This window comes from uncultured Sphingomonas sp. (assembly GCF_964244265.1).
Classification (GTDB): domain Bacteria; phylum Pseudomonadota; class Alphaproteobacteria; order Sphingomonadales; family Sphingomonadaceae; genus Sphingomonas.
This window is the reverse complement of sequence record NZ_CAXTHV010000012.1, coordinates 47,294-72,970: the sequence shown is the minus strand read 5'-3', so window position 1 is coordinate 72,970 and position 25,677 is coordinate 47,294. Positions and strand designations below refer to the sequence as shown.

At 68.1% G+C, this 25,677-nt stretch carries 28 protein-coding genes; 15 read left to right on the top strand and 13 right to left on the bottom strand.

Annotated features, from left to right (window positions below; genetic code table 11):
• Window positions 1-19: 19 nt before the first annotated feature.
• A complete protein-coding gene (gene hisN, locus ACFE7K_RS06985; protein ID WP_375397458.1) occupies window positions 20-802 on the bottom strand; it encodes a histidinol-phosphatase in 783 nt (260 codons plus the stop codon).
• Window positions 803-871: 69 nt separating this feature from the next.
• Between hisN and ACFE7K_RS06980 the strand changes: the two genes are divergently transcribed.
• The 8 genes from ACFE7K_RS06980 to gmk all read left to right on the top strand — a co-directional run bounded on the left by ACFE7K_RS06980 (window position 872) and on the right by gmk (window position 7,980).
• On the top strand, window positions 872-1,417 hold the full coding sequence (locus ACFE7K_RS06980; protein ID WP_375397457.1) for a peroxiredoxin: 546 nt from the start codon (window positions 872-874) through the stop codon (window positions 1,415-1,417).
• A gap of 122 nt (window positions 1,418-1,539) precedes the next feature.
• Entirely contained in the window at window positions 1,540-2,595 is a 1,056-nt protein-coding gene (locus tag ACFE7K_RS06975) for a GGDEF domain-containing protein (protein WP_375397456.1), read from the top strand.
• A gap of 381 nt (window positions 2,596-2,976) precedes the next feature.
• On the top strand, window positions 2,977-3,429 hold the full coding sequence (locus ACFE7K_RS06970; protein ID WP_375397455.1) for a pyridoxamine 5'-phosphate oxidase family protein: 453 nt from the start codon (window positions 2,977-2,979) through the stop codon (window positions 3,427-3,429).
• A complete protein-coding gene (locus tag ACFE7K_RS06965) occupies window positions 3,426-3,842 on the top strand; it encodes a DUF1810 domain-containing protein (RefSeq protein WP_375397454.1) in 417 nt (138 codons plus the stop codon). Before ACFE7K_RS06970 ends, ACFE7K_RS06965 begins: the two co-directional genes overlap by 4 nt.
• Complete coding sequence (locus tag ACFE7K_RS06960) at window positions 3,839-4,699, top strand: aldose 1-epimerase family protein (RefSeq protein ID WP_375397453.1); 861 nt, start codon at window positions 3,839-3,841, stop codon at window positions 4,697-4,699. Before ACFE7K_RS06965 ends, ACFE7K_RS06960 begins: the two co-directional genes overlap by 4 nt.
• Window positions 4,700-4,819: 120 nt before the next feature.
• Window positions 4,820-6,700, top strand: a complete 1,881-nt coding sequence (gene sppA / locus ACFE7K_RS06955) for a signal peptide peptidase SppA (RefSeq protein WP_375397452.1) — start codon at window positions 4,820-4,822, stop codon at window positions 6,698-6,700.
• A complete protein-coding gene (locus ACFE7K_RS06950; protein WP_375397451.1) occupies window positions 6,697-7,257 on the top strand; it encodes a GNAT family N-acetyltransferase in 561 nt (186 codons plus the stop codon). The genes sppA and ACFE7K_RS06950 overlap by 4 nt, the downstream gene beginning before the upstream one ends.
• 63 nt (window positions 7,258-7,320) lie before the next feature.
• On the top strand, window positions 7,321-7,980 hold the full coding sequence (gene gmk / locus ACFE7K_RS06945) for a guanylate kinase (RefSeq protein WP_375397450.1): 660 nt from the start codon (window positions 7,321-7,323) through the stop codon (window positions 7,978-7,980).
• Between the two features lie 33 nt (window positions 7,981-8,013).
• Here gmk and ACFE7K_RS06940 read toward each other — a convergent pair whose 3' ends face one another.
• The 6 genes from ACFE7K_RS06940 to ACFE7K_RS06915 all read right to left on the bottom strand — a co-directional run bounded on the left by ACFE7K_RS06940 (window position 8,014) and on the right by ACFE7K_RS06915 (window position 11,873).
• Window positions 8,014-8,694 carry an ATP12 family chaperone protein gene (locus ACFE7K_RS06940; protein WP_375397449.1) on the bottom strand — a complete coding sequence of 227 codons (681 nt, stop codon included), beginning with the start codon at window positions 8,692-8,694 and terminating at the stop codon, window positions 8,014-8,016.
• The gene (locus tag ACFE7K_RS06935) at window positions 8,691-8,918 is read right to left on the bottom strand and encodes a hypothetical protein (RefSeq protein WP_375397448.1); all 228 of its coding nucleotides are present in this window, start codon (window positions 8,916-8,918) and stop codon (window positions 8,691-8,693) included. Before ACFE7K_RS06935 ends, ACFE7K_RS06940 begins: the two co-directional genes overlap by 4 nt.
• 49 nt (window positions 8,919-8,967) lie before the next feature.
• Complete coding sequence (locus tag ACFE7K_RS06930; RefSeq protein WP_375397447.1) at window positions 8,968-9,567, bottom strand: FMN-binding negative transcriptional regulator; 600 nt, start codon at window positions 9,565-9,567, stop codon at window positions 8,968-8,970.
• Window positions 9,567-10,715 carry an RluA family pseudouridine synthase gene (locus ACFE7K_RS06925; protein WP_375397446.1) on the bottom strand — a complete coding sequence of 383 codons (1,149 nt, stop codon included), beginning with the start codon at window positions 10,713-10,715 and terminating at the stop codon, window positions 9,567-9,569. The genes ACFE7K_RS06930 and ACFE7K_RS06925 overlap by 1 nt, the downstream gene beginning before the upstream one ends.
• Window positions 10,712-11,086 (bottom strand): fluoride efflux transporter CrcB, encoded by a 375-nt coding sequence (gene crcB / locus ACFE7K_RS06920; protein WP_375397445.1) that lies wholly within the window; start codon window positions 11,084-11,086, stop codon window positions 10,712-10,714. The genes ACFE7K_RS06925 and crcB overlap by 4 nt, the downstream gene beginning before the upstream one ends.
• A 61-nt stretch (window positions 11,087-11,147) precedes the next feature.
• Complete coding sequence (locus tag ACFE7K_RS06915; RefSeq protein WP_375397444.1) at window positions 11,148-11,873, bottom strand: hypothetical protein; 726 nt, start codon at window positions 11,871-11,873, stop codon at window positions 11,148-11,150.
• 156 nt (window positions 11,874-12,029) lie between these two features.
• On the opposite strand from ACFE7K_RS06915, the gene ACFE7K_RS06910 reads away from it, so the two are divergent.
• Entirely contained in the window at window positions 12,030-12,248 is a 219-nt protein-coding gene (locus ACFE7K_RS06910) for a hypothetical protein (RefSeq protein ID WP_375397443.1), read from the top strand.
• Window positions 12,249-12,342: 94 nt separating this feature from the next.
• Here ACFE7K_RS06910 and ACFE7K_RS06905 read toward each other — a convergent pair whose 3' ends face one another.
• The 3 genes from ACFE7K_RS06905 to fumC form a co-directional block, all read right to left on the bottom strand.
• A complete protein-coding gene (locus ACFE7K_RS06905) occupies window positions 12,343-12,657 on the bottom strand; it encodes a glycine zipper 2TM domain-containing protein (protein ID WP_375397442.1) in 315 nt (104 codons plus the stop codon).
• A 902-nt stretch (window positions 12,658-13,559) separates the two neighbouring features.
• Window positions 13,560-13,766, bottom strand: a complete 207-nt coding sequence (locus ACFE7K_RS06900) for a hypothetical protein (protein WP_375397441.1) — start codon at window positions 13,764-13,766, stop codon at window positions 13,560-13,562.
• 68 nt (window positions 13,767-13,834) lie between these two features.
• Window positions 13,835-15,229 carry a class II fumarate hydratase gene (gene fumC, locus ACFE7K_RS06895; protein ID WP_375397440.1) on the bottom strand — a complete coding sequence of 465 codons (1,395 nt, stop codon included), beginning with the start codon at window positions 15,227-15,229 and terminating at the stop codon, window positions 13,835-13,837.
• Between the two features lie 155 nt (window positions 15,230-15,384).
• On the opposite strand from fumC, the gene ACFE7K_RS06890 reads away from it, so the two are divergent.
• The 3 genes from ACFE7K_RS06890 (at window position 15,385) to ACFE7K_RS06880 (ending at window position 19,534) form a co-directional block, all read left to right on the top strand.
• Window positions 15,385-16,320, top strand: coding sequence for a hypothetical protein (locus tag ACFE7K_RS06890; RefSeq protein ID WP_375397439.1), 936 nt, complete (start codon window positions 15,385-15,387; stop codon window positions 16,318-16,320).
• Between the two features lie 69 nt (window positions 16,321-16,389).
• Window positions 16,390-19,137, top strand: coding sequence for a [protein-PII] uridylyltransferase (locus ACFE7K_RS06885; protein ID WP_375397438.1), 2,748 nt, complete (start codon window positions 16,390-16,392; stop codon window positions 19,135-19,137).
• Between the two features lie 13 nt (window positions 19,138-19,150).
• On the top strand, window positions 19,151-19,534 hold the full coding sequence (locus tag ACFE7K_RS06880) for a VOC family protein (RefSeq protein WP_375397437.1): 384 nt from the start codon (window positions 19,151-19,153) through the stop codon (window positions 19,532-19,534).
• 51 nt (window positions 19,535-19,585) lie between these two features.
• On the opposite strand, the gene infC is transcribed toward ACFE7K_RS06880, so the two are convergent.
• From infC to ACFE7K_RS06865, 3 genes are all read right to left on the bottom strand, one after another.
• The gene (gene infC, locus ACFE7K_RS06875) at window positions 19,586-20,119 is read right to left on the bottom strand and encodes a translation initiation factor IF-3 (RefSeq protein ID WP_375397436.1); all 534 of its coding nucleotides are present in this window, start codon (window positions 20,117-20,119) and stop codon (window positions 19,586-19,588) included.
• Between the two features lie 101 nt (window positions 20,120-20,220).
• A complete protein-coding gene (locus tag ACFE7K_RS06870; protein ID WP_375397435.1) occupies window positions 20,221-21,549 on the bottom strand; it encodes a glutamate--tRNA ligase in 1,329 nt (442 codons plus the stop codon).
• The gene (locus ACFE7K_RS06865; RefSeq protein WP_375397434.1) at window positions 21,546-22,700 is read right to left on the bottom strand and encodes an aminotransferase; all 1,155 of its coding nucleotides are present in this window, start codon (window positions 22,698-22,700) and stop codon (window positions 21,546-21,548) included. The genes ACFE7K_RS06870 and ACFE7K_RS06865 overlap by 4 nt, the downstream gene beginning before the upstream one ends.
• Before the next feature lie 93 nt (window positions 22,701-22,793).
• Between ACFE7K_RS06865 and ACFE7K_RS06860 the strand changes: the two genes are divergently transcribed.
• Genes ACFE7K_RS06860 through ACFE7K_RS06850 form a run of 3 tightly spaced genes read left to right on the top strand, consistent with a single transcriptional unit; the run spans window position 22,794 to window position 25,668 of the window.
• Window positions 22,794-23,909, top strand: coding sequence for a type III polyketide synthase (locus ACFE7K_RS06860; RefSeq protein WP_375397471.1), 1,116 nt, complete (start codon window positions 22,794-22,796; stop codon window positions 23,907-23,909).
• A complete protein-coding gene (locus tag ACFE7K_RS06855; protein WP_375397433.1) occupies window positions 23,906-24,595 on the top strand; it encodes a methyltransferase domain-containing protein in 690 nt (229 codons plus the stop codon). The genes ACFE7K_RS06860 and ACFE7K_RS06855 overlap by 4 nt, the downstream gene beginning before the upstream one ends.
• Window positions 24,574-25,668, top strand: coding sequence for an NAD(P)/FAD-dependent oxidoreductase (locus ACFE7K_RS06850; RefSeq protein ID WP_375397432.1), 1,095 nt, complete (start codon window positions 24,574-24,576; stop codon window positions 25,666-25,668). The genes ACFE7K_RS06855 and ACFE7K_RS06850 overlap by 22 nt, the downstream gene beginning before the upstream one ends.
• The last annotated feature ends 9 nt before the right edge of the window (window positions 25,669-25,677 follow it).

The following is a 25,677-nucleotide window of genomic DNA, read 5'->3' as shown; positions in this document are numbered from 1 at the left end:
GCCCGGCGGCGCGCGCCGATCATCGCGCGTGGCCGGCCAGCACGTCGATGATGTCGTCGATCCGCGCGGGGTCGCCGGCGGCAATTACCTCGCCCGCGCTGTCGGCGGTCAGTGGCTCTCCCGACCAGTCGCACATCCGCCCGCCCGCGCCCTCCACCACCGGCACCAGCGCGGCGAAATCGTGGAGCTTCAACCCTGCTTCGACCACCACGTCGAGATGCCCCGACGCGAGGCAGCCGTAATTGTAGCAATCGCCCCCCAGCACGGTCGATCGCGTGGTCGCATCGAGCCGGTCAAAGGCGGGGCGCTGACCGGCATCGAACAATGCCGGCGACGTGGTCGCCAGCAATGCCTCGCTCAGCTTCGCGCACCGTCGGGTCGCGGCCGGCGCGCGGTTGAACCGGGTCGATCGTCCGACCGCGCCCACCCAGCGTTCGCCGATGACCGGCTGGTCGATCACCCCGAGTACCGGCCAGCCATCGACCATCAGCGCGATCAGCGTGCCGAAGATCGGCCGCCCCGCGATGAACGCGCGTGTCCCGTCGATCGGATCGAGCACCCAGTCGCGCCCCGACTGGCCGGACGCGATCCCGAACTCTTCGCCGATCACGCCGTCACGCGGCGCTTCGGCGACAAGCAGCATGCGCATCGCCGTCTCCGCCGCGCGGTCGGCGAGCGTCACGGGCGAGGCATCGTCCTTGATCTCCAGCCCGTGCGCGGCCCGGAACAGCGGCCGGATCGCAGCGCCCGCGGCATCGGCCAAGGCGTTGGCGAGCGCGATATCGGTGTCGGTAATCCGCATCTTGCCCGCCTAGCCCCGCGTCCCCCGCTGGTCTAGGATGCGACCGCTCAATTCAACAGGAGAACCGAAATGCGCCTGACCGTCCTGACCGCGCTGGCGCTGACGATCGGCGCACCTGCCTGGGCAGCGCTCGCCCCCGGCGTCGTCGCCCCCGATTTCACAACCCGGGGCGCGATGGCGGGCAAGGAGTTCAAGGTCCACCTTGCCGAACAATTGAAGAAGGGGCCGGTCGTGCTCTATTTCTTCCCCGCCGCGTTTACCGGCGGATGCAATGCCGAAGCGCATGCCTTTGCCGAGGCGATCCCGGATTTCACCGCCGCCGGCGCGACCGTGATCGGCATGTCGGCCGATACCGTCGACGTGCTCAAGAAATTCTCGCGCGAGAAATGCGCGGGCGCCTTCCTGGTCGCCAGCGCCGGACCGCGCGTGATCAAGGCCTATGACGTCGCGCTCGATCGGCAGATTCCGGATCCCGTCACCAAGAAGCTGCGCAGCGTCACCAACCGTACCAGCTATGTCATCAGCCGCGACGGGACGATCAGTTTCGTCCATTCGGACCTGAGCGCCGCCGACCATGTCCGGCTGACGCTGGCAGCTGTCCGCGCGCTTAAATAATCATACAACCCATTTCGCCCGGATTGATTTAACGGCAGCGTAACGGTCGTGCCTGCAACCGGATATTAGAGTTTTTCCTTTAGGCCGCGTCCGGGGATAGGGATGGGGCATAGGAGGAGACATTGGCTAGCGCCGCCTATTCGGCACAATTGGGGCCGTCGGATCTGCTGTTTTCGCAGATCGGCGACTTCCTGGCCGCGCACCGGTTGAGCGTCGATCCGGCGCATTATACGTTCGCGCATCGCGTACTGACCCAATCGGAGGGCCCGCTGGCGGCCGAGGTCGCGAAGCTGACCGACGGCGGCGTGCGGCTGACATCGCGCGATATCGAGGCGCTGGGCGGCACCGCGGGACCGGCCGGGCCCTCGCCGTGCCGCGACGCGACCCCCGACGATCAGGGCATGCCTCGGGCTGCCGGCAAGCCGGACAAGGTTCAATCGCTGGTTGCCCAGACCCAGATGCAGGTCGAGGGATTTGCCGATACCGTACGGTCCATCCACGCCGAGACGCGCGATTTCGGACGTGACCTTCGCGCCAGCACCGCCGCATTGCGAGGCGATGACGCGGTAATCGCGGTCGAACACGTCGCCCGGCTGGCCAACACCATGCTGGATCGCGTCCACTCGGCCGAAGCTCAGCTGGCCGTGGCAACCGAAGAGGCGGAGGATCTGCGCCGCAAGCTGGAAGAGGCGCGCGACGACGCCCGCCGCGATCCGCTTACCGGCCTGCCCAACCGGCGCGCCTTCGAAGACGCCTATGCGCTGGCATTGGCCGAAGGCGCCCCGGTGTGCATCGCCTTGTGCGATATCGACAAGTTCAAGTCGGTGAACGACCGGTTCGGCCACGCTGTCGGGGACCGCGTATTAAAGGCGATCGCCGATGCGCTGGTCGAAGGATGCCAGGGCCATGTGGTCGCGCGTTATGGCGGCGAGGAATTCGCCATCCTGTTCACCGGGAGATTGCTCGCCGATGCCGCAAATACACTGGAGGAGACTCGGGAAACGGTCGCCGCGCGCCGGTATCGCCTGCGCGAAACCGATGCGCCGTTGGGTGCGGTGACCTTTTCGGGCGGGATCGCGCTGGGTGCCCCGGGCGAGGACCTGGCCGCGGTGCTCCGCCGTGCCGACGCCTTGCTCTATGCTGCCAAGAGTGACGGGCGGGACTGCATCAAGATATGAGGGCGATCGTTAGATGAGGGCGATCGTTTGCCAGCTAATGGCCTGATTTTCGTGAGAAGTTGGTAAATTTTACCCACATTAAATTAGCTCCTTCGATTAATCTTGATTTTACATAGCGTTATAGAATTGGCACGGTCGGTGCATTTCTCAGGACATCGTCCGGATCAGCCGGACGAGGACAAAAGGGAAATGATCATGACGCTTCGCTACGAACTCGCCCAACGGGTCGCCATCTCGCTGATCGGCGCGCTGTTCTGCACCGCCGCGCTCGTCAACATCGCTACGTCGGTCATCCCGGTCGCTTGACCGGGACGCCTCCCCTTCACCATGGAGCAATCAACCATCCCCGGGCGTTGGCCGGTCTGTTCGATGGAGAGGAATATGACCGGCAAGACTCTTAGCGACATAGCCGAGTGGATGCGCGACATCGATTTCTGCATGCTCGCCACGCACAGCCGCGACGGCGCCATCGCCGCGCGCCCGATGAGCAACAACCGCGAGGTGACGTTCGGCGGCGATTGCTGGTTCTTCACCTGGGACGAATCGCTGATGGTGGACGACATTCGCGACGATCCGAAGGTCACGATGACATTCCAGGGCAGCGCGGGCCTGCTCGGCACGCGCCCGACCTTCTTTGCCGTCGAGGGCGTCGCCGACATCGTGCGCGACCGCACGGCGTTTGCCGAACATTGGACCGACGGCCTCGACCGATGGTTCGAACAGGGCATCGACACGCCCGGCCTCGCAATGATCCACGTTCATGCCACGCGCATCCATTACTGGGATGGCGAGGACGAGGCCGAGGTGCCGCTGGGGCCGCGTCTTTCGGCGTGACGCTGGCGCGCTTCGTCGATGCCCAGCGCGAGGTGCATGACCGCGCGATCGCCGAACTGGTGGCGGGACGCAAGCAGAGCCACTGGATGTGGTTCGTCTTTCCCCAGATCGCTGGACTGGGCCTCAGCCCGATGGCGCGCCGCTATGCGATCGCCGACATGGCCGAGGCTCGCGCCTATCTCTCACACCCGTTGCTCTCGACGCGGTTGGTCGCAGCCGGCAATGCCGTGCTGGTTTGGGCTGGACGCCGATCGACCGTCGAGATCCTGGGCGACATCGACGCCGTCAAGCTGCGCTCCAGCATGACGCTGTTCGACCTCGCCGCGAAGGGCGAAGGACCTTTTGCCGCGGTGATCGGGGCGTTCTATGGCGGCAAGCGCGACCCCGCGACGATTGCGCTTGCCGGAACATGATCTGCATCGCCTCCGATCGATTGTCCGCGGTCATCAACCCGCTCGGCGCCGAACTGACCACGTTGCGCGACGGCGATAAGCGCGATCTGATGACCGACGCCGATCCGGCATTCTGGACCGGCCATGCGCCGATCCTGTTCCCGATCGTCGGCCGGCTGAACCAGGATATGCTGCGGGTGGACGGCGCCGGCTATGCGATGAAACAGCACGGCTTTGCGCGGCGGCAGATGTTCGACGTAATGGAGCAGGACACGGCGCACGCCCTGTTCCGCCTCACCGACAATGAGGAAACTCGCGCGCAATACCCCTTCGGCTTTGCGCTGGACGTCGCGTTCACGATCAGCGCCGCGACGCTGACGATTACCGCGCAGATCGCCAATCCAGGCAAGACGGCGCTGCCCGCCAGCCTGGGCTTTCACCCCGCCTTTGCCTGGCCGCTGCCTTATGGCGCGGCGAAAGAGACGCACCGCATCGTCTTCGACGCCGACGAACCCGGCGCGGTCAAGCAACTTGCCGACGGGCTGATGGCCGGCGAACGGCCGTCGCCGCTTTCCGGACGCATCTTGGCGTTGCGTGACGCGCTGTTCGCCGATGACGCGCTGATCTGGGATCCGGTGCACGCCGGGTCGGTGACCTATGGCCCGCCCAGCGGTCAGCACCTGAGGATCGACTTCCCCGATACGCCACAACTCGGCCTCTGGACCAAGCCCGGCGCGGCGTTCGTCTGCATCGAGCCATGGCACGGCCATGCCGACCCGGCTGGCTTCACCGGCGACTTCCGCGACAAGCCCGGCATGTTCGAAGTCCCTCCGGGTGGCGAATGGCGCTGTGCGATCGCGGTAACCCTGGTCGGCTAGCGTGAGGGCTCGGTTGGGTGGAGGCGCAGACCCTGTATTGCCGCGCTAATACGGAGCGTTTACTCGCGATCGGCCATGCTTTAGCGATAAGACGAGACGCTCAGTTCGGGGGACGGTGACGTGAAACTGGTTCGGACGGCCTGGAAGATCCTGGTCGGCATCAAGGATGCCCTGGTGCTGATGGCGATGCTGCTGTTCTTCGGCCTGCTGTTCGCCGGCCTAGCAGCACGGCCGAACACGTCGATCCGCGACGGCGCGCTGGTGCTCAAGCTCAACGGCCCGATCGTCGAGCAACCAAGCGTCACCTCGCCCTTGGCCGCCTTGAACGGCCGCGACATCCCGCACGAATTCCGCCTGCGCGACCTGGTCCGCGTGATCGACAAGGCGAAGGACGATGCCCGCGTCAAGGCGGTGGTGCTCGACCTGGACGGTTTCGGCGGCGGCTATCCCGCGGCCGTGACCGAGGTCGCCGCCGCGCTGGGCCGGGTGCGGGCGTCGGGCAAGCCGGTGCTGGCTTATGCCACGGGCTATACCGATTCGGGCTATCTGCTCGCCGCCAATGCCAGCGAAGTGTGGGTCAATCCGCTGGGCGGCGCGCTGTTCACCGGGCCGGGCGGGTCGCAGCTCTATTACAAGGGGCTGATCGACAAGCTGGGGGTCAACTATCACGTCTATCGCGTCGGCAAGTTCAAGTCGTATGTCGAACCCTATACCCGCACCGACGAGAGCCCGGAGGCCAAGGAAGCCAGCCAGGCGCTGTACGCCGCGCTCTTTGGCCAGTGGCAGCAACTGATCGCCAAGGCGCGGCCCAGGGCGCGGATCGCGCCGTTCCTCGCCACGCCGGGTCAGGTGATCACCGCCGCCGGCGGTGACATAGCCCGCGCCAATCTGGAGGCTGGGCTGGTCGACAAGCTGGGCGACCGCGTCGCCTTTGGCAAGCGCGTCGCGGCGATCGCCGGTGAAGGCAAGAAGAAGGTCGGCGGCACTTTCGCCGCGATCGCCTATGACGATTTCCTCGCCGCCAACCCGCCGCTGCTGCTCGGCGATCCGATCGGCGTCGTCACCGTTGCGGGCGACATTGTCGACGGCAAGGCGCAGCCGGGCACCGCTGGCGGCGACACGATCGCCAAGGCGGTGCTCGACGCACTGGCCAAGAAGGACCTGAAGGCGCTGGTGGTGCGGGTCGATTCGCCCGGCGGGTCGGCGCTGGCGTCCGAACAGATCCGGCGCGCGGTGCTGGAGGCCAAGGCGCAGAAGCTGCCGATCGTGGTGTCGATGGGGAGCCTGGCGGCATCGGGCGGCTATTGGGTGTCGACCGCCGGCGACGTGATCTTCGCCGAGCCAAATACTATCACGGGATCGATCGGCATCTTCGGCCTGCTGCCGACGTTTGAAAATTCGCTCAAGAAGATCGGGGTCAGCGCAGACGGCGTCCAGACCACGCCGCTGTCGGGCCAGCCCGACATCTTTCGCGGCACCACGCCGGAGGTCGACGCGATCTTCCAGTCGGGTATCGAGAACGGATATCGCGAGTTCATCACGCGCGTCGCCAAGGCGCGCGGGCTGACGCCGGAGCGCGTCAACGAAATCGCGCAGGGCCGCGTATGGGACGGCGGCACCGCGCACCAGCTGAAGCTGGTGGATCGGTTCGGCACGATATCCGACGCAATCGCCGAGGCGGCGCGCCGCGCGGGGCTTGACCCGGCAAAGGTCCGCCCGGTCTATCTGGAAAAGGAACCCAGCTGGTTCGCGCAATTGTTGAAAGGGCTTGGCGACAATGACGATGACGATGCCCAGGCGGTGGCCGGACGCGACGTCTTCTCGTTGATCGCCGCCGATCGCCGCGCGGTTCTGGCGCGCGCGTTGGGCGACGCCCGGCGGCTGGCGACCGGCCCGGCAATCCAGGCACGCTGCCTGGAATGCCAGGGCTTCGGCGGCAGCGCGGCGACCGGTGACGATCTGACCCTGGTCCAATTGCTGGTCAAGGCGATCTGGAAATGATCGCGATTCGCGCCGCGCGTCCGGAGGACGCCGCAACGATCGCCGCCATTTACGCCCCTTACGTCCTGACCGGCACGGTATCGTTCGAGACCGATGCGCCCGACGCCGACTCGATGCGCGAGCGGATGGCGGCGAGCGCCGGCCTCTATCCCTGGCTGGTCGCGACCAACGGCGACGAACAGGGCGGCGTGCTGGCTTATGCCTATGCCACCCGGTTCCGCGATCGGCCGGCCTATCGCTACATCGTCGAGACGTCGCTGTATGTCGGGGGCGGCACACAGGGCCAGGGCATCGGCCGCCTGCTCTACGAGGCGCTGATCGACACGTTGCGCGCGCAGGGCTTCACCCAGGCGGTCAGCGTCGTCGCCCTGCCCAACGACGCTTCGATCAAGGTCCATGAAGGCGTCGGCTTCCGCCGCGCCGGCGTGTTGCGCGAGATGGGCTACAAGCAGGGGCGCTGGGTGGATGTCGGCTTCTGGCAGAACGAGCTGAACCCGTCGACCATGCCGCCCCCCGAGCCCAGGCCGTTCAGCGAGATCGGGCTGATCCGCGCCTGATCGTGGCGAGTCGCAACCCCGCGCGTGCTTGACGCGACCCGCCGCCCCGCGTCACTAGCGTTCATGGCGAATCCCCGACCCTCGGTGCCCGACAAGTTCAACAGTCGGGGCCTGATGTTCGTGCTCTCCTCGCCCTCCGGCGCCGGCAAGTCGACCATCGCCGAGCGCCTGCTGGAACGTGAGGAGGGCCGCATCCGGATGTCGGTATCCTATACCACGCGGCCGATCCGCCCAAGCGAGACCGATGGCGTCGACTATCATTTCGTCGATACCGGCACCTTCAAGAAGATGGCGGACGATGGCGGTTTCCTGGAATGGGCACACGTCTTCGACTATCGCTACGGCACCCCGCGCGAGAACGTGTTCCGCGAATTGGATGCCGGCAAGGACCTGTTGTTCGACGTAGACTGGCAGGGCGCGCAGCAATTGTTCCAGCTGGCCGGGGGCGATGTGGTCCGCGTGTTCCTGTTGCCGCCATCGATGGCGACGCTGCGCGAGCGGCTGGAGCGGCGCGCGACCGACAGTGCGGCGGTGATCCAGAGCAGGATGGAGCGCGCCGGACAGGAAGTCAGCCATTGGGACGGCTATGACTATGTCCTGGTCAACCGCGACCTTGACGATTGCTTTGCGTGCGTCACCACCATTCTGGCCGCCGAACGCTTGAAGCGATCCCGCCAGCGCGGCCTGATCGGCGGCATCAACGCGCTGCGGAGCGAAATCTAGGCCGCTCGACGTCCGGTATCGACGCTGCTTCCCTCAAAGCAACACCAGCAGTCGTGCCCCCGCATCGAATTCCCCCCGCCGTGCGTCGCGCGCGGCGATCGCGAGCGGATCGTCGCCCCATTGCTCGGCCTGCCACGCCTCGTCGACCTGGGCCGCGCGCCACATTGTTTCGGCATCGGCCGCGCCCTCAACCAGGGCCAGCGCGGCGACCAGCGAGCCGGTGATCGTCACCAGCGGCGACATCGCGGCTAATTCGAACGGCGTACGCGCCGCCACCGCCGCTGTCAGCCGATCGATCGTCCGCGCCGGCTGGGCAACGTGCATCACGCCAATCGCCAGCGTGAAATGGACATCGTAGCGGCGGCTCGCCCAGTCGAGCAACGGGTCCCACGCCGCCGCCTGCCGCGCGACCAGCGGATCGGGCGCATCGGCGCGATAACAGAGAAGGTCGCTCTGGCCATACGCCCCCAGCCCCCGCGCAAACGCCAGTGGGTCCGGCGCGATGCGATCGATCGCGGCATTGGCGAGGCCGGTCAGCAGCATCGCGCGCGGGTCGATCGTGTCGCCGACCGCGCGCCATTCCTTGGCCACCGCCTGCGCCAGCGCATCGGTCGGCAGCAGCAGCGGCACGCGCCCCGGGGTGCGCACCGGACGATCGTCGAGCCGGACGCCGCGATCGGCATCGACCGTCACCTTTTGCCAGAACCGCTTCATGCGTCAGGCGGCGTCCGCCATTTGCGCGCGAGCGACGCGGGCACGACCCACGACATGTAGAGCGCGGACAACACGATCGCGACGCCCAGCGCCTTGATGCCCCAGACGTTGGCGCGGCCGATCAGCACCACGCCCGACACCGCACCGGCCAGCGCCACCATGCGGGCCAGCGTGATGATCAGCCAACGGTCGCGGTCGGGCAAGGGTTTGCGCTTCGGGCTCATCGCGCCGCCGCCTCGTGCGGCGGGTGACCGCCCCAGATCGCCGGTCGCGTCATAGGTTGCGCATCCAATGAGCAATGCCGCGCCGGCCCGATCCCTCCATCCCATTTGCGGCGGCGAGGCGCGCGGCTTCGGGCTTGTTCTGGCCGAGCTTGATCGTCCCGCGCCAGCCGGCGATTTCCAGCCGAAAGCCGATGATCGCGCGGGTCATCCGCTCGAATGTTGCCGGCTCCATCGTGGCGCGGCTCCACGGTGCCTTGGGGGCGAGGCGCGCCTCCTGTTCCGTGGTCAGCCGGTCGATCTGCGCGATCAGCGCGTCATGGTCCATGCGGCGGACCGTGCCTTCCAACTCGAGGGCGACATAGTTCCAGGTCGGCACCTGGCCGTCGTCCAGGCCGTACCAATCGGGGCTGACATAGCCGTCGGGACCCTGGACCACGAACAGCCCAGTCGCGCCGTCCAGATGCCGCGCGATGCCGTTGCCCCGCGCGACGTGGAAGCCCAGCGTTGCCTCGTCGAGCCACACCGCCGGTACGTGCGCGACGCGGGGCCCGTCGGGAGTGGCGGCGAACAGCGCGCCAAAACCGAGCTCGGCGACCAGCGCGCGCATCGCATCGCGATCCTCCCAGCGAAAAGCGGAATCAGGATGCATCAGCGCTTCTTCGGTCCGGGCTTCTTCACGCCCGGCTTCCGGGGCGGCGGGCCCTTGCGCATGGCGCTATCCCCACCGCGCGCGCGACGTTCGCCCTTGCGATCCTTGCGTATCGTCTTGGCATGCGCCTTCGCCCGCTGCTTCTCCATCGCGCGGGTCGGCGGCAACGGCTCGTCGAGCGGCATCATGGTGCCGAGTATCGGATCAAAGCCCAGTTGCGCCAGGCTTTCGGCGAAATGGGCGGGCAATTCGGCCTCCACATCGATCTCGCCGCCATCGGGATGGTCGACGCGGATGCGCTGTGAATGGAGATGCATCTTGCGGCTGATCCCGCCGGTCAGGAACGCCGCCGGCCCGCCATATTTGCCGTCGCCGACGATCGGGTGCCCGATCGCGTTCATGTGCACGCGTAGCTGGTGCGTGCGACCGGTATAGGGCGTCAGCTCGACCCAGGCGGCGCGGTTGCCGGCGCGCTCGATCACGCGATAGCGGCTGCGCGAGGGGCTGCCCCCCGCCTCGTCGACGTGCATCTTCTCGCCGCCGCTGCCCGGCTGCTTGGCCAGGGGCAAGTCGATCGTGCCGTCATCGATCGAGGGCACCCCGACAACCAGCGCCCAATAGACCTTCCTGGCGGTGCGGCCCGAAAACGCCTTGGCAAAGAACGCCGCGGCACGCGAGGTCCGCGCGACGAGCAGTGCGCCGCTGGTATCCTTGTCGAGCCGGTGGACCAGCTTGGGCCGCCCCTCCGCCTCGAAGCGCAGCGCGTCGAGCAGGCCGTCGACATGGCTGACCGTCTTCGTCCCGCCCTGCGTCGCCAGGCCCGGCGGCTTGTTGAGCACCAGTGCCTGCATGTCCTTGTGGATCACCAGGTCGCGGGCAAAGGCAGCCTCGTCGTCGCTGATCGGCGGGCGCTCGCGTGGTGGCTTGCCGGCGACCGCCACCTGCTCCGGCGGGGGGACGCGCAGTTGCTGGCCGGCAACGATCCGGTCGCCCGGGGTCGCGCGCGCGCCGTCGACCCGCAACTGCCCGGTGCGGGCCCACATGGCGACAATGGTGAAGCTGGTGTCTGGCAGATGCCGCCTGAACCAGCGATCCAGCCGGATGCCATCGTCGTCGGGGGCGACGGTGAACTGGCGGATCGCGCTCATGCCACTACCCGGACCAGATAAAGCCCGGCGAACAGCGCGGCGATCGATCCCGCGACCGACACCAGCGCATAGGTAATTGCGGGCCCAGCCATCCCGCGCTCGATCAGCGTCATCGTATCCAGCGAGAAAGCGGAGAAGGTGGTGAAGCCGCCAAGCACGCCTACGCCCAGCAGCAGGCGCGCCGGCTCGCTCCCCCCGCCGCGCGCGAGCAGTCCGGCGAGCAGCCCCATCAGGAAGCCGCCGACCAGATTGACCGCCAGCGTGCCGGCCCATGGCCATGCCGGCCCCAGCCAGCCGAGCAGCAGCCGGCCGGTCAGATACCGCGCGGCACTGCCGATCGCGCCGCCGATCATCACCAGAAGCAGGTCCATCGCCACGGCTGTAGCCGCGCGCTGCGTCCGCGACAAACGCGGTGTAGACTGACGCCTGCCTTTACCGTCCGTTATTGGCGATGATGTCGACGCCGGTGCGGCCATCGCCACGCGTCGACACGTAGATCACATAGGCACCGCCATCCTTGCCGCGCGTGCCGCCAAGCACATGCTGGCCGCCATCGGCCTGATGCTCGGCCGAATAGCCCGCGGCGGTGAGGCGCGCATAATAATAATCGATCACGCCGCCGACCGCGGCCGAGGTCGAAAAGCTTACGACGCGCAGCGCGCAGCTCCCGCTGCTTGATCCCGCGGCCTCGTCGACCCGCGCATCGGGATATAGCGGCAGGTCGGCGGGCAGGCGCTGGGCCCAAGCAGTCGAATAGGCGAGCGATCCGGCGCAGCCGCTGGTCCTTCTGTCGCCCTGTCGCCGGGCAAGCGCGGCAAGCGTCACCGCATCACGCCGGGCGGTGCATTGCGGGCACGCGCCGCTGGGCGGCGGCGCGGGCTTCGCTGCGACCGACCCGCCAGCGGGAGCCCCTGCGGAACCCGACGCGATCGAATCAGGCGGGGTGGCGCCGGAATAGGGCTGTTGGGGCGGTCGCACGGCATCGGCATTGGACTGCCCGGCCAGCGCCGGATCGACCATGATCTGGTCCTGCAGGGCGCTGGTCATCGCCGGGTCGCGCGTGTTGCCCTGCCCGTTGCCGGTCAGTTCGGCATCAAGCGAATCAAGATTGTTGTCGGCGGTCGCGCGTGGTCCGCACGCGACCAACGCGAGCGGCATCACGCACCACAATTGGGGTCGAAACCTGGCGGGCACGCTGGCACTCCGAACGATCGAAGCACTTTTATGCCCTGCAATGGTTAAGATCCGGCGACCCTGCCATATTCGGGCGCGGACGGCTTGCGCAATCATGCCCAGACCAGCATTATCTCCGGCATGAACATCCTGTCGATCGTGATTGCGCTGATCGTTTTCCTTATCACCCTGGTCGGGCTGGTGCCGCTGTTCGGCTGGCTCAACTGGATCGGGCTGCTGCTCGGCGCGGTCGGCGTGCTGTTCGGGATGCTGTCGCGGCACCGGCTGGGAACCACGCTCAACATCATCCTGATGCTGATCGGCGGTCTGCGGCTGGTGTTGGGAGGAGGCCTGCTCTAGCGGCGGCCTTAAGCGATCAGCGTCGCCCGAGCCCAGCGGCGCCAACGGCGAAGGGCGCGACCTGCGCCGCGCCCTTCTCGCTGCGTCAAGTCGCTTAACGGCAGCGCTTTTCCGCAGTGGCGGTGCGATCGATCGCCCGGCCGCCCAGGGCACCGGCCGCGCCGCCGATCACCGTCCCAAGCAGCTTGTCGCCACGCCCGGCAATGCTGTTGCCGACCACCGCGCCGGCGACGCCGCCAACGACCAGGCCAGTCGTGCCGTTCGACCGGCGGCAATAGGTCCGGCCGTCACGACCACGATATTCGCGATATCTGTAGGATTTCTTCGCCTCGGCGGGCGCATAGGGCAATGCCATCGACGTCGTCGCGACCATTGTCGCCGCACCCATGGCCAGGATCAGATTACGCATAACAGACTCCCTTGCTTCAAATTCAATACCCGGCCGTAACGTCTGCGGCGTTGCAAGGGTTGCATGGCGGGCAAAATCTCTTGTGCGACAGGGCGGCGGGTGTGCACGATATCCACGTTATCCACAGGTCGGACAGAACGTTTTGTACTTGGTGCGACTCGCGCTTGATGACAGCATGATGACATCAAGAGCAAGGTGGTCTGGCGAGAAATCGGTGGACGTTCAAGGACTTGATGGCCGAACATCAGGCAGGTGCCGCAAGGAACCCGTAGATTTCGGATCAGGAATGCCAGGTTCCGCAATGGCTGGACGGTCGCGAAGGCGACCGCGACGGACAGGGGAAGGTGTTCCGAACATCGGCTACCGCCTTCGGGCACAGGCCGGTGGATCGTGGAAGTCGACAGGCCGCGTGCCGGAACGGCGGGTGGACGGCGACGAAACGGTCAAAGCGGAGGATCGATGCCCTGGCATCGGTCGTTCGCAGGCCGCCGGCGGCCGGGATGGCAGGCCTCTTCGGAGTGACCGCGCCCGGCCCCGACGACCGAACCGTGCCTTGCGATGCGCCTTCGGGTGTCATGGCGGGCATGGTGGCGACGCCGGCGACGCCTCCTGGGCGATGACGGCCGAGCAAGCGAAGCTGGCGGCGTCCTCGGATGCCGCGGGTGGAGCGACCGCGACGCTCGGTACTGCCTTCGGGCAGGCCGGGCGAAGCATCGCAAGGCCGGCGCCGCCTGCGTGGCGCCGGCCAAGCGGGCCGCCGAAAACGGAAAGCGCGGATCGGCCCAAAGCCGATCAGGCGGATCGAAATTCGGTGACGGGGGCCGGCAGCGATGTCGGCCCCTTTTGCGTGTGCCGCGCTACGCTATTGACGTAGCGTCGGTTCAGCCGCCGGGTCGAGCAGGTCAGGCGGACGGACTGGGCGACTGCTTGAGCTTACGGCTGATGTAGCGTGCGGCGAGCGCCGCGCTGCCAAGCACGATCGCCGCCGGCACGACACGCTTGGCGACTTCCCAGGTCAGCACGCCGACCGCCGCGCCGACGGCGCCGCCCTCGCCGTCCGAAGAATCGATGCGCTCGCCGATGAGGCCGGCGATGAATTGACCGATCATGCTGTGCTCCCGCTAAAGTTGTCACGCGGCCAAGCGCCGTAGCGAGCAATTGGTTCCGCCGCCGGCGGTCAGCGTCCGACCATCGCCTCGGCCCGGACCAGCCGGTCGAACGTCGCGGCATCGACCAGCCCCAGCGCCAGCCCCGCCTCGCGCAGCGTCAGCCCGTGCGCATGAGCATGCTTGGCGATCCGGGCGGCATTATCATACCCGATTTCGGGTGCGAGCGCGGTGACGAGCATCAACGAGCGGTCGACCAGCTCGGCGATGCGCCGCGTGTCCGGCTCCAGCCCATCGACGCACCGTTGCGCAAAGCTCGCCATTCCGATCGCGAGCAGGTCGATTGAGCGAAGCACCGCCGCGCCGATCATCGGCTTGAAGACGTTGAGCTCGAAATGCCCCTGCATCCCGCCGACCGTCGCCGCCTGGTGGTTGCCGATCACTTGCGCGGCGACCATCGTCAGCATCTCGCACTGGGTCGGGTTGACCTTGCCCGGCATGATCGAGCTGCCGGGCTCGTTGGCGGGGAGCACCAGCTCGCCGATGCCCGAACGCGGGCCCGAGCCGAGCAGGCGAATATCGTTGGCGATCTTGGTCAGTGCGACGGCCAGGCTGTTCAGCCGGCCGGAAAAGTCGACCAGCGTATCGTTGCTCGCCAGCGCCTCGAACTTGTTCGGCGCGGTCTCGAACGCAAAGCCGGTCAGGTCGGTCATCGCCGCCGCAAAATCCTCGGCAAAGCCGGGGCGCGCGTTGAGCCCGGTGCCGACCGCGGTTCCGCCCTGGGCGAGCTTGCCGAGGCCGTGCTCGATCAGCGGTGCCAGCCGGGTGCGCGCCAGCCTTACCTGCGCGTAATAGCCCGAAAATTCCTGCCCGAGCGTCAGCGGCGTCGCATCCTGAAGGTGGGTGCGGCCGATCTTGACGATGTCCCCCCACGCCTCGACCTTGGCGAGCAACGATGCCTCCAGCAGTGCCAGCGCGGGCATCAGCCGCCGCGACGCGGCGAGTGCCGTCGCGACATGCAGCGCGGTCGGGAAGCTGTCGTTGGACGATTGGCCCATGTTGACATGGTCGTTGGGGTGGACCGGCGCCTTCCCGCCGCGCCTGCCGGTCAGCTCCTCGTTGGCGCGGCCGGCGATGACCTCGTTGACGTTCATGTTCGTCTGGGTGCCGCTGCCGGTCTGCCAGATGACCAGCGGGAACTGGTCGTCGAGCTTGCCCGCCGCCACCGCCGCCGTCGCCGCGTCGATCGCGTCGGCGATCTCGCCGGCCAAGCCATGGCGGCGGTTCACCCGCGCCGCCGCCTGCTTGACCAGGGCCAGCGCGTGGACGATCGCGATCGGCATCCGCTCGGTCGCCGGAAATGGGAAGTTGGCGATCGATCGCTGCGTCTGCGCGCCCCAATAAGCGGCGGCGGGCACCTCGATCGGCCCCATCGAGTCGGTTTCGGTCCGGGTATCACCAGGCATGATCGACTCCGTTGCGCCGAATGCCGCGGGCGGAAAAGTGGGCATCGCCGCACGGCAACCCAGACCCCCATCCGGGCGTGAAAGCGGATAACAGGCCGCGCCTTCGTGATCCATCGCTCTGTCGTTCCGGCGCACGGGGCTCTATGGGCGACGGCATGAGAATCGCCCGCCTGCTCGCTGCCGTCCGGATCGCCGCCGCTTTGTCCTGCCTGCTGCCCGCGTCGCTTGCCGCCGCGCAGGACGCAGCCACGGCGAAGGACGATGCTCGGGCTCCCATCGTCGTCACTGGCACCAGGGACGGCGAGCAGAAATCGATCCGCAAGCAGACCCGGTCGGTCGCGGTCGCGGTCGAGGGGCAGGTCGCGCGTTTCGCCGGGACGATCTGCGCCGACAGCATCGGCCTGCCGCCCGACCTCAACAAGATCGTTGCCGATCGCATCGCTGCCGACGCCATCGCCGCCGGCATCCCGGTGGGCAAGCCGGGTTGCCAGGCCAACGTCATCGTCGCGATGGTGCCCGACGGGCGGGCGGCGCTGCGCGTGCTGATCCGCAATCAGCCGCAATTGTTCATCGGGTTCGACCGCGAGACGCTGAAGAAGCTGCTGGCCGATACCGGACCCGCGCACGTCATGACGCTGACGACCTTGCGCAGCCGCGACGGCAAGAGCCTGAGCATCGCGCTGCCGGGCATGCCCAATGGGTTCAAGGGCGACGCGCCGTTCCTCCAGGTCGACAATGCGTCGATCCTGGGACCGCCGACGCGGCAGGTTATAGGCGGCGCGCTGGTGCTGCTCGACCAGCCCGCGCTGACCGGCAAGACGCTGCGCCAGATCGCGGACTATGCCGCGATGCGCACGCTGGCAATGACCCGCGAACCGCCCGCCACGCCCGCCGGGGAGACGATCCTGACGCTGTTCGGCGGGGGGCCTGCGCCATCGGAAATCACCGGTTTCGACCTGTCCTATCTCAAGAGCCTGTATCGCGGTCCCCCCACCCGCAGCTATTCGAGCGCGGTGGGCGAGATGGCGCGGGATATCGGCAAGCGGCGTAGAGACGACGACCAGGCCGGCGACGACAAGCCGGCGAAGTGACCGTCATTCCGTTGCGGAAGCGCGATCCGGGCCGATGACGGATCGTCTGCCGCCCCCTATCTGACCCCCATGCCCGGCCGTTTCGACACCTTGCCCAATCGGCGCGCGATCATCGATCGCCGCGTTATCGCCGACCAGCTGGCGGCGCTGGACGGCCACGACAATGCGGCATTGCGGGCCGGGGCGGCGGCGGTGCTGAAGGCGGCGCTGGCGGCCGGTCGCGCCGAGATCGAGCGGCGGCTGGTCGCGCATCCCTCGCGCGGGTTGGAGATCGCCGGGTCGCAGGCGTTCCTGGTCGACCAACTGCTGCGCGTGCTGTACGATTTCGTCGTCCAGCGGCTCTATCCCTCGACCAACCCGACTGCCGCCCAGCGGCTGACGCTGATCGCGGTCGGCGGTTACGGCCGGGGCGAGATGGCGCCCCATTCGGATGTCGACATCGCCTTTCTCACGCCGTGGAAGCAATCGTCGTGGCACGAGCAGGTCGTCGAATCGATCCTGTACACGCTGTGGGACCTCGGCCTGAAGGTCGGCCAGTCCACGCGCAGCCTCGACGAAATGGTGCGCCAGGCAAGGGCCGACATGACGATACGCACCGCGTTGCTCGAGGCGCGCTATGTCTGGGGTGACCAGCCCCTGTATGACGAGGCGGCGCGCCGATACGCCTCGGAGGTGCAGGCCGATACCACGCGCGCCTACATCGCCGGCAAGCTCGCCGAACGCGAGGAGCGCCACCAGAAGATGGGTGATTCGCGTTATGTCGTCGAACCCAATGTCAAGGAGGGCAAGGGCGGCCTGCGCGACCTTCACGCGCTGTTCTGGATCGGGAAATATGCCTATAATGTTGGCACCGCCGCGCAACTGGTCGAGGTCGGGCTGTTCACGCCCGCCGAATATGCCCAGTTCCACCGCGCCGACACTTTCCTGTGGGCGGTTCGCTGTCATCTTCACGCGCTTGCCGGACGTGCCGAGGACCGGCTGACCTTCGATTTCCAGCAGGAGATCGCCGACCGCATGCGGTTCGCCGAACGTCCCGGCAAGTCGCGGGTCGAGCGCTTCATGCATTATTACTTCCTGCAGGCGAAGATCGTCGGCGACCTGACCGGCGTGTTCGTCGCACATCTTGATGAGCAGTTCGCCGCGCGCGGACGCCGCTTCGGGCTGCCGACGGTGCGCCGCCGCCCGCGCCGGCTGAACGGTTTCGTGCTGGATCGCGGGCGCCTGGCGCTGCCCCACGACACCTTCTTCCAGGAACGGCCGACCCGGCTGGTCGAGGTGTTCGCGCTGGCCGATCTCTACAAGCTCGAAATCCACCCGCTGACGATGCGCGCGGCATCGCGCGACGCCAAGCTGGCCGACGACATCAGGCGCGACGCCCCTGCCAACGCCTTGTTCCTCGACATCCTGACCTCGCCGCGCGATCCCGAAACGCCGCTGCACTGGATGAACGAGGCCGGCGTGCTGGGTCGCTTCATCCCCGATTTCGGCCGCGTCGTCGCGCAGATGCAATTCGACATGTACCACCATTTCACGGTCGACGAGCACACCATACGCGCGGTCGGCCTGCTCGGCCGGATCGAACGCGGCGTGCTGCCCGATGAGCATCCGGTGGCAAGGGCGATCCTCGGGCAGATCGTGTCACGCCGCGCGTTATATGTCGCGGTACTGCTGCACGACATCGCCAAGGGACGCGGCGGCGACCATTCGGTGTTGGGTGCCGAGGTGGCCATGCGGCTGTGCCCGCGATTCGGGCTGACGCCTGCGGAGACCGAAACCGTCGCGTGGCTGGTGCGCCATCACCTGCTGATGTCAGCGACCGCGTTCAAGCGCGACCTGTCGGACTTCAAGACGATCCTCGATTTCTGCGCCGTGGTGCAATCGCCCGAGCGGCTGCGCCTCCTGCTCGTGCTGACCGAGGTAGATATCCGCGCGGTGGGGCCGGGCGTCTGGAACGGCTGGAAGCGCCAATTGCTGCTCGACCTGTTCGAGGCGGCCGAGGAGGTGTTGCGGCGCGGGCACAAGCAGCGCGGCCGGGCCGAGCGCATCGCCGTCAAGCAGGAAGCGGTCGCCGCCCGCCTGGGCTGGCCGCCCGAACGGTTCGCCGAGTTCGGCCGGCGGCTGCCCGAGGCCTATTGGGTCGCCGAGCCGGAGGACGTGCTGACCGGCAACCTGAAGTTGATGGCGGCCGCCGGCGACGCATTGCTGTCGATCGAGACCCGGCCCGCGGCCGAGCGCGGCGCGACCCTGGTGACGATCTTCGCCGCCGACCATCCCGGGCTGTTCGCACGGATCGCCGGCGCAATCCACGTCTCCGGCGGCAACATCATCGACGCGCGGATCCACACCACCCGCGACGGCATGGCGCTGGACAATTTCCTGGTGCAGGACCCGGTCGGCCGGCCGTTCGACGATCCAGCCCACCTCAACCGGCTGAAGCGCGCGATCGAGGATGCGCTGGCCAACCGCAGCCGGCTGGCCGACCGGCTGAAGGCCAAGCCCCTGCCCCGCCCCCGCGCGACCGCCTTCACCATCGTGCCCAACGCACTGATTGACAACAATGCGTCGAACCGCTTCACCGTGGTCGAGGTCAGCGCGCGCGACGGGCCGGCGCTGCTCAACCGGCTCGCCACCGCGCTGTTCCAGTCGAAGGTAACGATTCACTCGGCCCATATCGCCACTTATGGCGAGCGCGCGGTCGACACGTTCTACGTCACCGATCTGACGGGCGACAAGATCATCGCGCCCGCCCGGGTGCGCGCGCTGGAACGCCGCCTGGTCGATGCCGCCGCCGGCCGTGCGCATGTCGAGGCGGCCTGAGGGGAGACATCATATGTCGGTGGTGGGAATTGGCGGCTTCTTCTTCCGGGCACGCGATCCGGACGCCCTGTCGGCCTGGTATCGCGAGCATCTCGGGGTCGGTGCGGGCTGCGTCTCGACCCCCGGCGGCACGCCCGACAAATGGTCGTGGCAAGCCCAAGGCGGTCCCGTCGTGTTCGCGCCGTTCAAGGCGGACACCGATTATTGGGACGCGGACAAGCAGGTCATGCTCAATCTGCGCGTGTCGAACATCGACATGCTGCTTGAACAGCTGAACGCGGCCGGCATTGCGGTCATCACCAAGCCGGAATGGAACGATCCGCAGATCGGACGCTTCGCCCGCGTGCACGATCCGGAAGGCAATCCGATCGAATTGTGGGAAATGCCGGATGCGTGAACTCGATTCGCCCCGGCCTGCGCCGGGGGTGACGATCAACGCCGACGGACGTTACTTGGGCGACAGCACCATCAGCATCTGGCGGCCTTCCATGCGCGGATAGCTTTCGATCTTGGCATCCTCGGCGCAATCCTCCTGGACGCGCTTGAGCAGGTTCATGCCGAGCTGGCCGTGGCTCAGCTCGCGACCGCGGAAGCGCAGCGTGATCTTGACCTTGTCGCCCTCGCCGATGAACTTGTGCACCGCCTTCATCTTCGTATCATAATCATGATCGTCGATATTGGGACGCATCTTGATCTCCTTGATCTCCTGCGTCTTCTGGCTCTTGCGCGCCTGGTTGGCCTTTTTCTGCGCCTCGTATTTGAACTTGCCGACATCGAGGAACTTGGCCACGGGCGGGTCGGCATTGGGCGACACCTCGACCAGGTCCAGCCCGAGCGCATTGGCCTGCTCCATCGCCTCGCGCGTGTACATCACGCCCAGGTTCTCGCCGTCCTGATCGATCACGCGGACCTTGGGCGACTGGATGAATTCGTTGAATCGGGGGCCGTTCATCGGCGGCGCCTGCAGGGGTCGGCGCATCATGGGGGGACGGATAGGTGCTGCTCCTTGAGGTTGGACTCAGCCGATATAGGGAATTTCGCGCGACTGCGAAAGCGGTTCCCGCAGATTGGCGCCGCGACGCTTCAGACGGCGGCGATTCGCCCGATTGCCGCGTCGCGCCCGATCAGCGGCAGCAGCGCCGCCATGTCGGGGCCCTGGTCGCGGCCGGTCAGCGCGCGGCGCAGCGGCAGGAACAGCGCCCTGCCCTTGCGGCCGGTCGCCGCCATCAGCGCGGCGGTCAGCGCATGCCAGGGGTCGCCCGACCAGTCGATCGTCGCCGCCACCTGCGCGGCGATCACCAGATAGGCGCGGTCTCCATCGTCGAATGCGGGCGCCGCCACCGGGCCCGTCACCACCGCCCACCAGTCCGCCGCCTCCGCAACGGTCGCCAGATTGGGGCGGATCGCGTCCCAGGCCGCTGCGTCCATCCCGGCCGGCAGGCGATCGGCGACCGCCAAATAATCGAGCTGGTGAACGATCCGCGCGTTGAGCTGGGCCAGTTCGGCATCGTCGAACCGCGCCGGCGCGCGGCCGAAATGACCGAAGGCGAACTGCGCGATCAGCGGCGCGCGATCGACAAAGGGTTCGACGGGCTGGCTGGTGCCGATCCGCGCCAGCAGCGCGACGATCGCCGCGGGCTCGATCCCTGCCGCGCGGAAATGATCGACGCCGAGCGACCCCAGCCGCTTGGACAGCTTGCCCTCCGCCCCCGTCAGCAGTGCGGCATGCGCGAAGCGCGGCGGCGCCGCACCCATTGCGGCGAACATCTGCAACTGGAGCGCGGTGTTCGAGACATGATCCTCGCCCCGTACCACGTCGGTCACCGCCAGCTCGACGTCGTCGATCGCCGAGGGCAGCATATAAAGCCACGATCCGTCGGCGCGGCGCACCACGGGGTCGCTCATCGTCCCCGGATCGAACCGCTGGCCCCCGCGGATCAGATCGTCCCATTCGATCGGCGCGTCGTGATCGAGGCGGAAGCGCCAGTGCGGCCGCATGCCCTCGGCTGTCAGCCGGGCATGGTCGGCATCGGTCAGCGCCAGCGCGGCGCGGTCATAGACCGGCGGGAGCCCCCGCCCGAGCTGGACCTTGCGCTTTAGATCGAGCTCCTGCGGCGTCTCATAGGCGCGATAGACACGGCCCGCATCCGCCAGTTCGGCCAGGCGCGCCTCGTACCGGTCGAACCGCGCCGACTGGCGGACCTCGGCATCGGGCGCCATGTCCAGCCACGCCAGATCGCCGCGGATCGCGGCGACGAACGCCTCGTCGCCGCGCTCGGCATCGGTATCGTCGATCCTGAGCACGAACCGCCCGCCACGCGCGCGCGCAAACAGCCAGTTGAGGATCGCCGTGCGCAGATTGCCGACATGGAGCCGCCCGGTCGGGCTGGGCGCGAAGCGGGTGACGGTCATGCGCGCGCCCGGCGGAAGGCGGCGAATCGATCGATCGCGCGGTCGAGCGTCGCATCGGACTTCGCAAAGCATAGCCGCACGATGTCGGTCACCGCATCCCCGGCATAGAAAGCCGAGATCGGGATCGCCGCCACCCCCGCCTCGTCAAGCAGCCGATCGCAGAATGCCACATCATCGAGATCGATGCCCGATCCCGTCAGGTCGATCGACAGGAAATAGGTGGCTGGCGCGGGCAGCACCGCATAGCCGGCAGCGACGAGTCCCGCCGCCAGCCGGTCGCGCGACGCCTGCAACGCCGCGCGTTCACCGTCGAACCACGCGCGCTCCCTGCCCAGCCCGTAAGCGACCGCCCATTGCAAATTGGGCGGGGTGGTGAAGGTCAGGAACTGGTGCGCCCTGGCGAGGCCATGCGCCAGTTCGGGCGCGGCGCACATCCAGCCGACCTTCCACCCGGTCAGCGCGAACATCTTGCCCGCCGACCCGATCTTGATGGTGCGCTCGCGCATCCCGGCCTCGGCGATCATCGACCGGTGGCGGGCGCCGTCGAACGTCACTTCCTCCCACACCTCGTCGCAGATCGCGATCAGGTCCCGCTCGACGCAGAAGCCGGCGATCGCCGCCAGCTCGGCTTCCTCGACCATCGACCCCGACGGATTGAGCGGGCTGTTGAGCACGATCAGCCGCGTGCGCGGGGTCCAGGCGGCATCGAGCATCGCACGCGTGATCCGCCAGTCAGGCGGACTCAGCCGCACCAGCCGCGCGACCCCGCCGGCGCGCTCGACCAGCGGCAGATAGGCGTCGTAGAGCGGCTGGAACAGGATCACCTCGTCGCCCGGCGACACCAAGGCCAGGAGCGCCGCCGCCAGCGCCTCGGTCGCGCCAGAGGTGACGATCACCTCGTCGGCCGACAGATCGAGCCCCTGATCGCGCGCATAATGATCGGCGACCGCCTGGCGCAACTCGGGCAGGCCCAGCATCGGCGGATATTGGTTGGACCGTTCGGCCAGGGCGCGCGCCGCCGCGTCGATGATGTCGGCGGGTCCCTGGGCCTCGGGAAAGCCCTGGCCCAGGTTGATCGCGTCCGATGCCCGCGCCCGTGCCGACATCGTTTCGAAGATGGTGGTGCCCATTCGGGCATAGACAGGGTTCATGCGCCGGGCCTTGCCCCAATCAGGAAGCAAGCGAAAGCACGGGCGCATTCATCGGGCGTACAAGCGGGAACGGCGACGATGTTCCGGGGGTTGATGGCGCGGGGCATCGCGCCTCGCAACGGAAGGCCGCCCTTGCCCGCACAATCCGCCTATATCAATGCCATCGGCACCGCCGTTCCCGATCATGAAGGGCATGGCGCGTTCATCGGCTGGGCGCGGAACAGGGTCGACGATCCGCGCCTGGTCAAGCTGTTCGACCGGATGGTCGCACGGTCGGGGATCGATCGCCGCTGGACCGTGCTGCCGCGCGCCGATGATGGCGGATCGCCGATCGAGCCCGGCGGTTTCTACGAAGGCGGCCGCATGCCGGGCACCGCGGCGCGGATGGCGGTCTATGCCGAGGCCGCACCCTTGCTCTGCCTCCAGGCGATCGGGCGGCTGCGCGCGCAGGTCGACCTCGACGGCATCACCCATATCGTCGTCGCCAGCTGCACCGGGTTCGTGGCGCCGGGAATTGACCAGATCATTGCCCGGCGCATGGGGCTGGCGCCATCGGTCGAGCGACTGCTGATCGGCTTCATGGGCTGTTACGCGGCCGCCGCGGCGATGCGCAGCGCGCGCCACATCGTGCGGTCGGAACCCCGCGCACGCGTGCTGTTGGTGTGCGTCGAGCTGTGCTCGCTCCATCTCCAGGATACCGGCGAAATCGAGAAGCTGCTGGCGATGCTGCAATTCGGCGACGGCGCCGCCGCGGCGCTGGTCACCGCCGATCCGAAAGGGTTCGAGATCGAGGCGCCGTTCGCCACCACCCTGCCCGATTCGGCCGACCTGATCCGCTGGGACATCACCGACCACGGCTTTGCAATGCACCTGTCGGGCGCGGTGCCGCAACGGATCGCGGCGGGGCTGGCCGACCCGCTGTTCGCCTCGGCGGCGCGCGGCGGACGCGCGACCCAGGCGATCGACGGCTGGGCGGTGCATGCCGGCGGCCGATCGATCCTCGACGCGGTGGAGACCGCCTTCCACCTCCAGCCCGATGCGCTCGCCGCCTCGCGCACCGTGCTGGCGGAAAACGGCAACATGTCGTCGGCGACGCTGATGTTCACGCTGGAACGGATGCTGCGCGGCGCCCCCGTCCGGCACGGCGTGGCATTGGCCTTCGGGCCGGGGCTGGCGGCGGAGGGATTCGGCTTTTCGAGCGCGGCATGAACCTGGCGCAGCGGGCAACCGCCGAGGAATTGATGGATGCCGATGACCTCGACCAGGCGACCTATGCCGCCGTCGTCGGCGATCTCGCGCGGGTGAATGCGCTGACGATGGCGGCGCGGCCGACGCTGGCATTCCTCAGCCGCGCGCTGGCCGGTCGGCGGCGGATGCGCCTGCTCGATGTCGGGTTCGGCGACGGCGACATGCTGCGGACGATCGCGCGCTGGGCAAGGCGGCGCGGTGTCGTCGCCGATCTGACCGGTGTCGACCTCAATCCCCGGAGCGAGCAGGCCGCGCGCGCGCATGGCGATGCGGCGTTGCCGATCCGCTGGACCATTGGCGACTATGCCGATCTGGCCGGCCAGGATTGGGACATCGTGCTGTCCAGCCTGGTCGCGCATCACATGACCCATGACCAGCTGATCGCCTTCCTGCGCTTCATGCAGGCGGAAAGCGCGATCGGCTGGCTGGTCAACGACCTCCACCGCCATTGGTTCGCGCATGCCGGCTTTCCATTGCTGGCGCGGCTGGCGGGCTGGCACCGCATCGTCCGGCTCGACGGCACGCTGTCGATCGCGCGCGCCTACCGTCCGGCGGAATGGCCGCCGCTCCTGGCGGAGGCCGGCATCGCCGACGCGCGCATCTATCGCGCCTTTCCGTTCCGGCTGTGCGTCGAACGCCTGCGCTGATCGTCGGCGGCGGCCCGGCCGGGGCGACGACCGCATTGCTGCTGGCGCGCGCACGCGCGCCGCACGTGCTGGTCGAGCGGAGCGCCGTGACCGGGGATGCGCTATGCGGCGGGTTCCTCAGCTGGCGGACGCTCGACGCGCTGGAGGCGATCGGCATCCCGCGTGGCGCGCTCAACCGCGACGACATCCGCCGCGTGCGGCTGTTCGCGGGCCGGTTGCGGGCCGAGGCGTGGCTGCCGCGCCCGGCGCTGGCGGTGTCGCGCCGGCGGCTTGATGCGCTCCTGATGGAGCATGCGATCACCGCCGGCGCGGCGGTCGAGCGCGGCGTCGCGGCGCGATCGGTCGCCGGGCTGACCGCGCAGGTCGACGGCGATGCGATTGCCGGCGATGCGTTGTTCCTGGCGACCGGCAAGCACGACCTGCGCGGGCTCGCGCGCCCGGCCGAAGCGCGCGGCGCGGATCCCACGCTGGGGCTGCGCGTGCGGCTCGGTCCGTCGCCGACGCTGGACCGCCTGGTCGGCGGGACGATCGAACTGCACCTGTTCGATCGCGGCTATGCCGGGCTGGCACAGCAGGAGGACGGCACGGTCAATCTGTGCCTGGCGGTGCATCGCTCCCGCCTGAACGAGGCCGGATCGCCTGACGCCCTGGTCAGGGCGCTGGGCCGCGACTTGCCACGGCTCGGCGAGCGGCTGGCCCATCGCGCGGGGCGCGCGACGATCGATGCCGTCGCCAATGTGCCCTATGGCTGGCGCGCCGACCGGGGCCCGGCGGGTCTCTATCGGCTCGGCGACCAGGGCGCGGTGATCCCCAGCCTGGCCGGTGAGGGGATGGGCATCGCCGTCGAAAGCGGCCGCCGCGCCGCCGCCGCGTATCTGCGCGACGGCCCGGCGGGCTCTCGCGATTTCCAGCGGCGGCTGGCGCACGACCTGGCGGCGCCCTTTGCCCTGGCCGGGGCGATACGCGGCGCCGCCGAACGGCCGGCGCTTGCCGCCGCGCTGACCCTCGCGGTCCGGCTGGCGCCCGTGCTGGCCGGAATTGGGGCAATGATGACCAGGATCAGGCATTCGTGACTTGACGGT

Coding starts and splice junctions, on each gene's coding strand:
- ACFE7K_RS06855 (WP_375397433.1), top strand. CDS start 23,906: ATGAACCTGGCGCAGCGGGCAACCGCCGAGGAATTGATGGATGCCGAT.
- ACFE7K_RS06860 (WP_375397471.1), top strand. CDS start 22,794: ATGGCGCGGGGCATCGCGCCTCGCAACGGAAGGCCGCCCTTGCCCGCA.
- crcB (WP_375397445.1), bottom strand. CDS start 11,086: ATGGACCTGCTTCTGGTGATGATCGGCGGCGCGATCGGCAGTGCCGCG.
- fumC (WP_375397440.1), bottom strand. CDS start 15,229: ATGCCTGGTGATACCCGGACCGAAACCGACTCGATGGGGCCGATCGAG.
- ACFE7K_RS06980 (WP_375397457.1), top strand. CDS start 872: ATGCGCCTGACCGTCCTGACCGCGCTGGCGCTGACGATCGGCGCACCT.
- ACFE7K_RS06915 (WP_375397444.1), bottom strand. CDS start 11,873: ATGCCGCTCGCGTTGGTCGCGTGCGGACCACGCGCGACCGCCGACAAC.
- ACFE7K_RS06940 (WP_375397449.1), bottom strand. CDS start 8,694: ATGAAGCGGTTCTGGCAAAAGGTGACGGTCGATGCCGATCGCGGCGTC.
- ACFE7K_RS06935 (WP_375397448.1), bottom strand. CDS start 8,918: ATGAGCCCGAAGCGCAAACCCTTGCCCGACCGCGACCGTTGGCTGATC.
- ACFE7K_RS06910 (WP_375397443.1), top strand. CDS start 12,030: ATGAACATCCTGTCGATCGTGATTGCGCTGATCGTTTTCCTTATCACC.
- gmk (WP_375397450.1), top strand. CDS start 7,321: ATGGCGAATCCCCGACCCTCGGTGCCCGACAAGTTCAACAGTCGGGGC.
- ACFE7K_RS06865 (WP_375397434.1), bottom strand. CDS start 22,700: ATGAACCCTGTCTATGCCCGAATGGGCACCACCATCTTCGAAACGATG.
- ACFE7K_RS06960 (WP_375397453.1), top strand. CDS start 3,839: ATGATCTGCATCGCCTCCGATCGATTGTCCGCGGTCATCAACCCGCTC.
- ACFE7K_RS06870 (WP_375397435.1), bottom strand. CDS start 21,549: ATGACCGTCACCCGCTTCGCGCCCAGCCCGACCGGGCGGCTCCATGTC.
- ACFE7K_RS06885 (WP_375397438.1), top strand. CDS start 16,390: ATGCCCGGCCGTTTCGACACCTTGCCCAATCGGCGCGCGATCATCGAT.
- ACFE7K_RS06925 (WP_375397446.1), bottom strand. CDS start 10,715: ATGAGCGCGATCCGCCAGTTCACCGTCGCCCCCGACGACGATGGCATC.
- ACFE7K_RS06900 (WP_375397441.1), bottom strand. CDS start 13,766: ATGATCGGTCAATTCATCGCCGGCCTCATCGGCGAGCGCATCGATTCT.
- ACFE7K_RS06970 (WP_375397455.1), top strand. CDS start 2,977: ATGACCGGCAAGACTCTTAGCGACATAGCCGAGTGGATGCGCGACATC.
- infC (WP_375397436.1), bottom strand. CDS start 20,119: ATGATGCGCCGACCCCTGCAGGCGCCGCCGATGAACGGCCCCCGATTC.
- ACFE7K_RS06905 (WP_375397442.1), bottom strand. CDS start 12,657: ATGCGTAATCTGATCCTGGCCATGGGTGCGGCGACAATGGTCGCGACG.
- hisN (WP_375397458.1), bottom strand. CDS start 802: ATGCGGATTACCGACACCGATATCGCGCTCGCCAACGCCTTGGCCGAT.
- ACFE7K_RS06890 (WP_375397439.1), top strand. CDS start 15,385: ATGAGAATCGCCCGCCTGCTCGCTGCCGTCCGGATCGCCGCCGCTTTG.
- ACFE7K_RS06880 (WP_375397437.1), top strand. CDS start 19,151: ATGTCGGTGGTGGGAATTGGCGGCTTCTTCTTCCGGGCACGCGATCCG.
- ACFE7K_RS06950 (WP_375397451.1), top strand. CDS start 6,697: ATGATCGCGATTCGCGCCGCGCGTCCGGAGGACGCCGCAACGATCGCC.
- ACFE7K_RS06930 (WP_375397447.1), bottom strand. CDS start 9,567: ATGCATCCTGATTCCGCTTTTCGCTGGGAGGATCGCGATGCGATGCGC.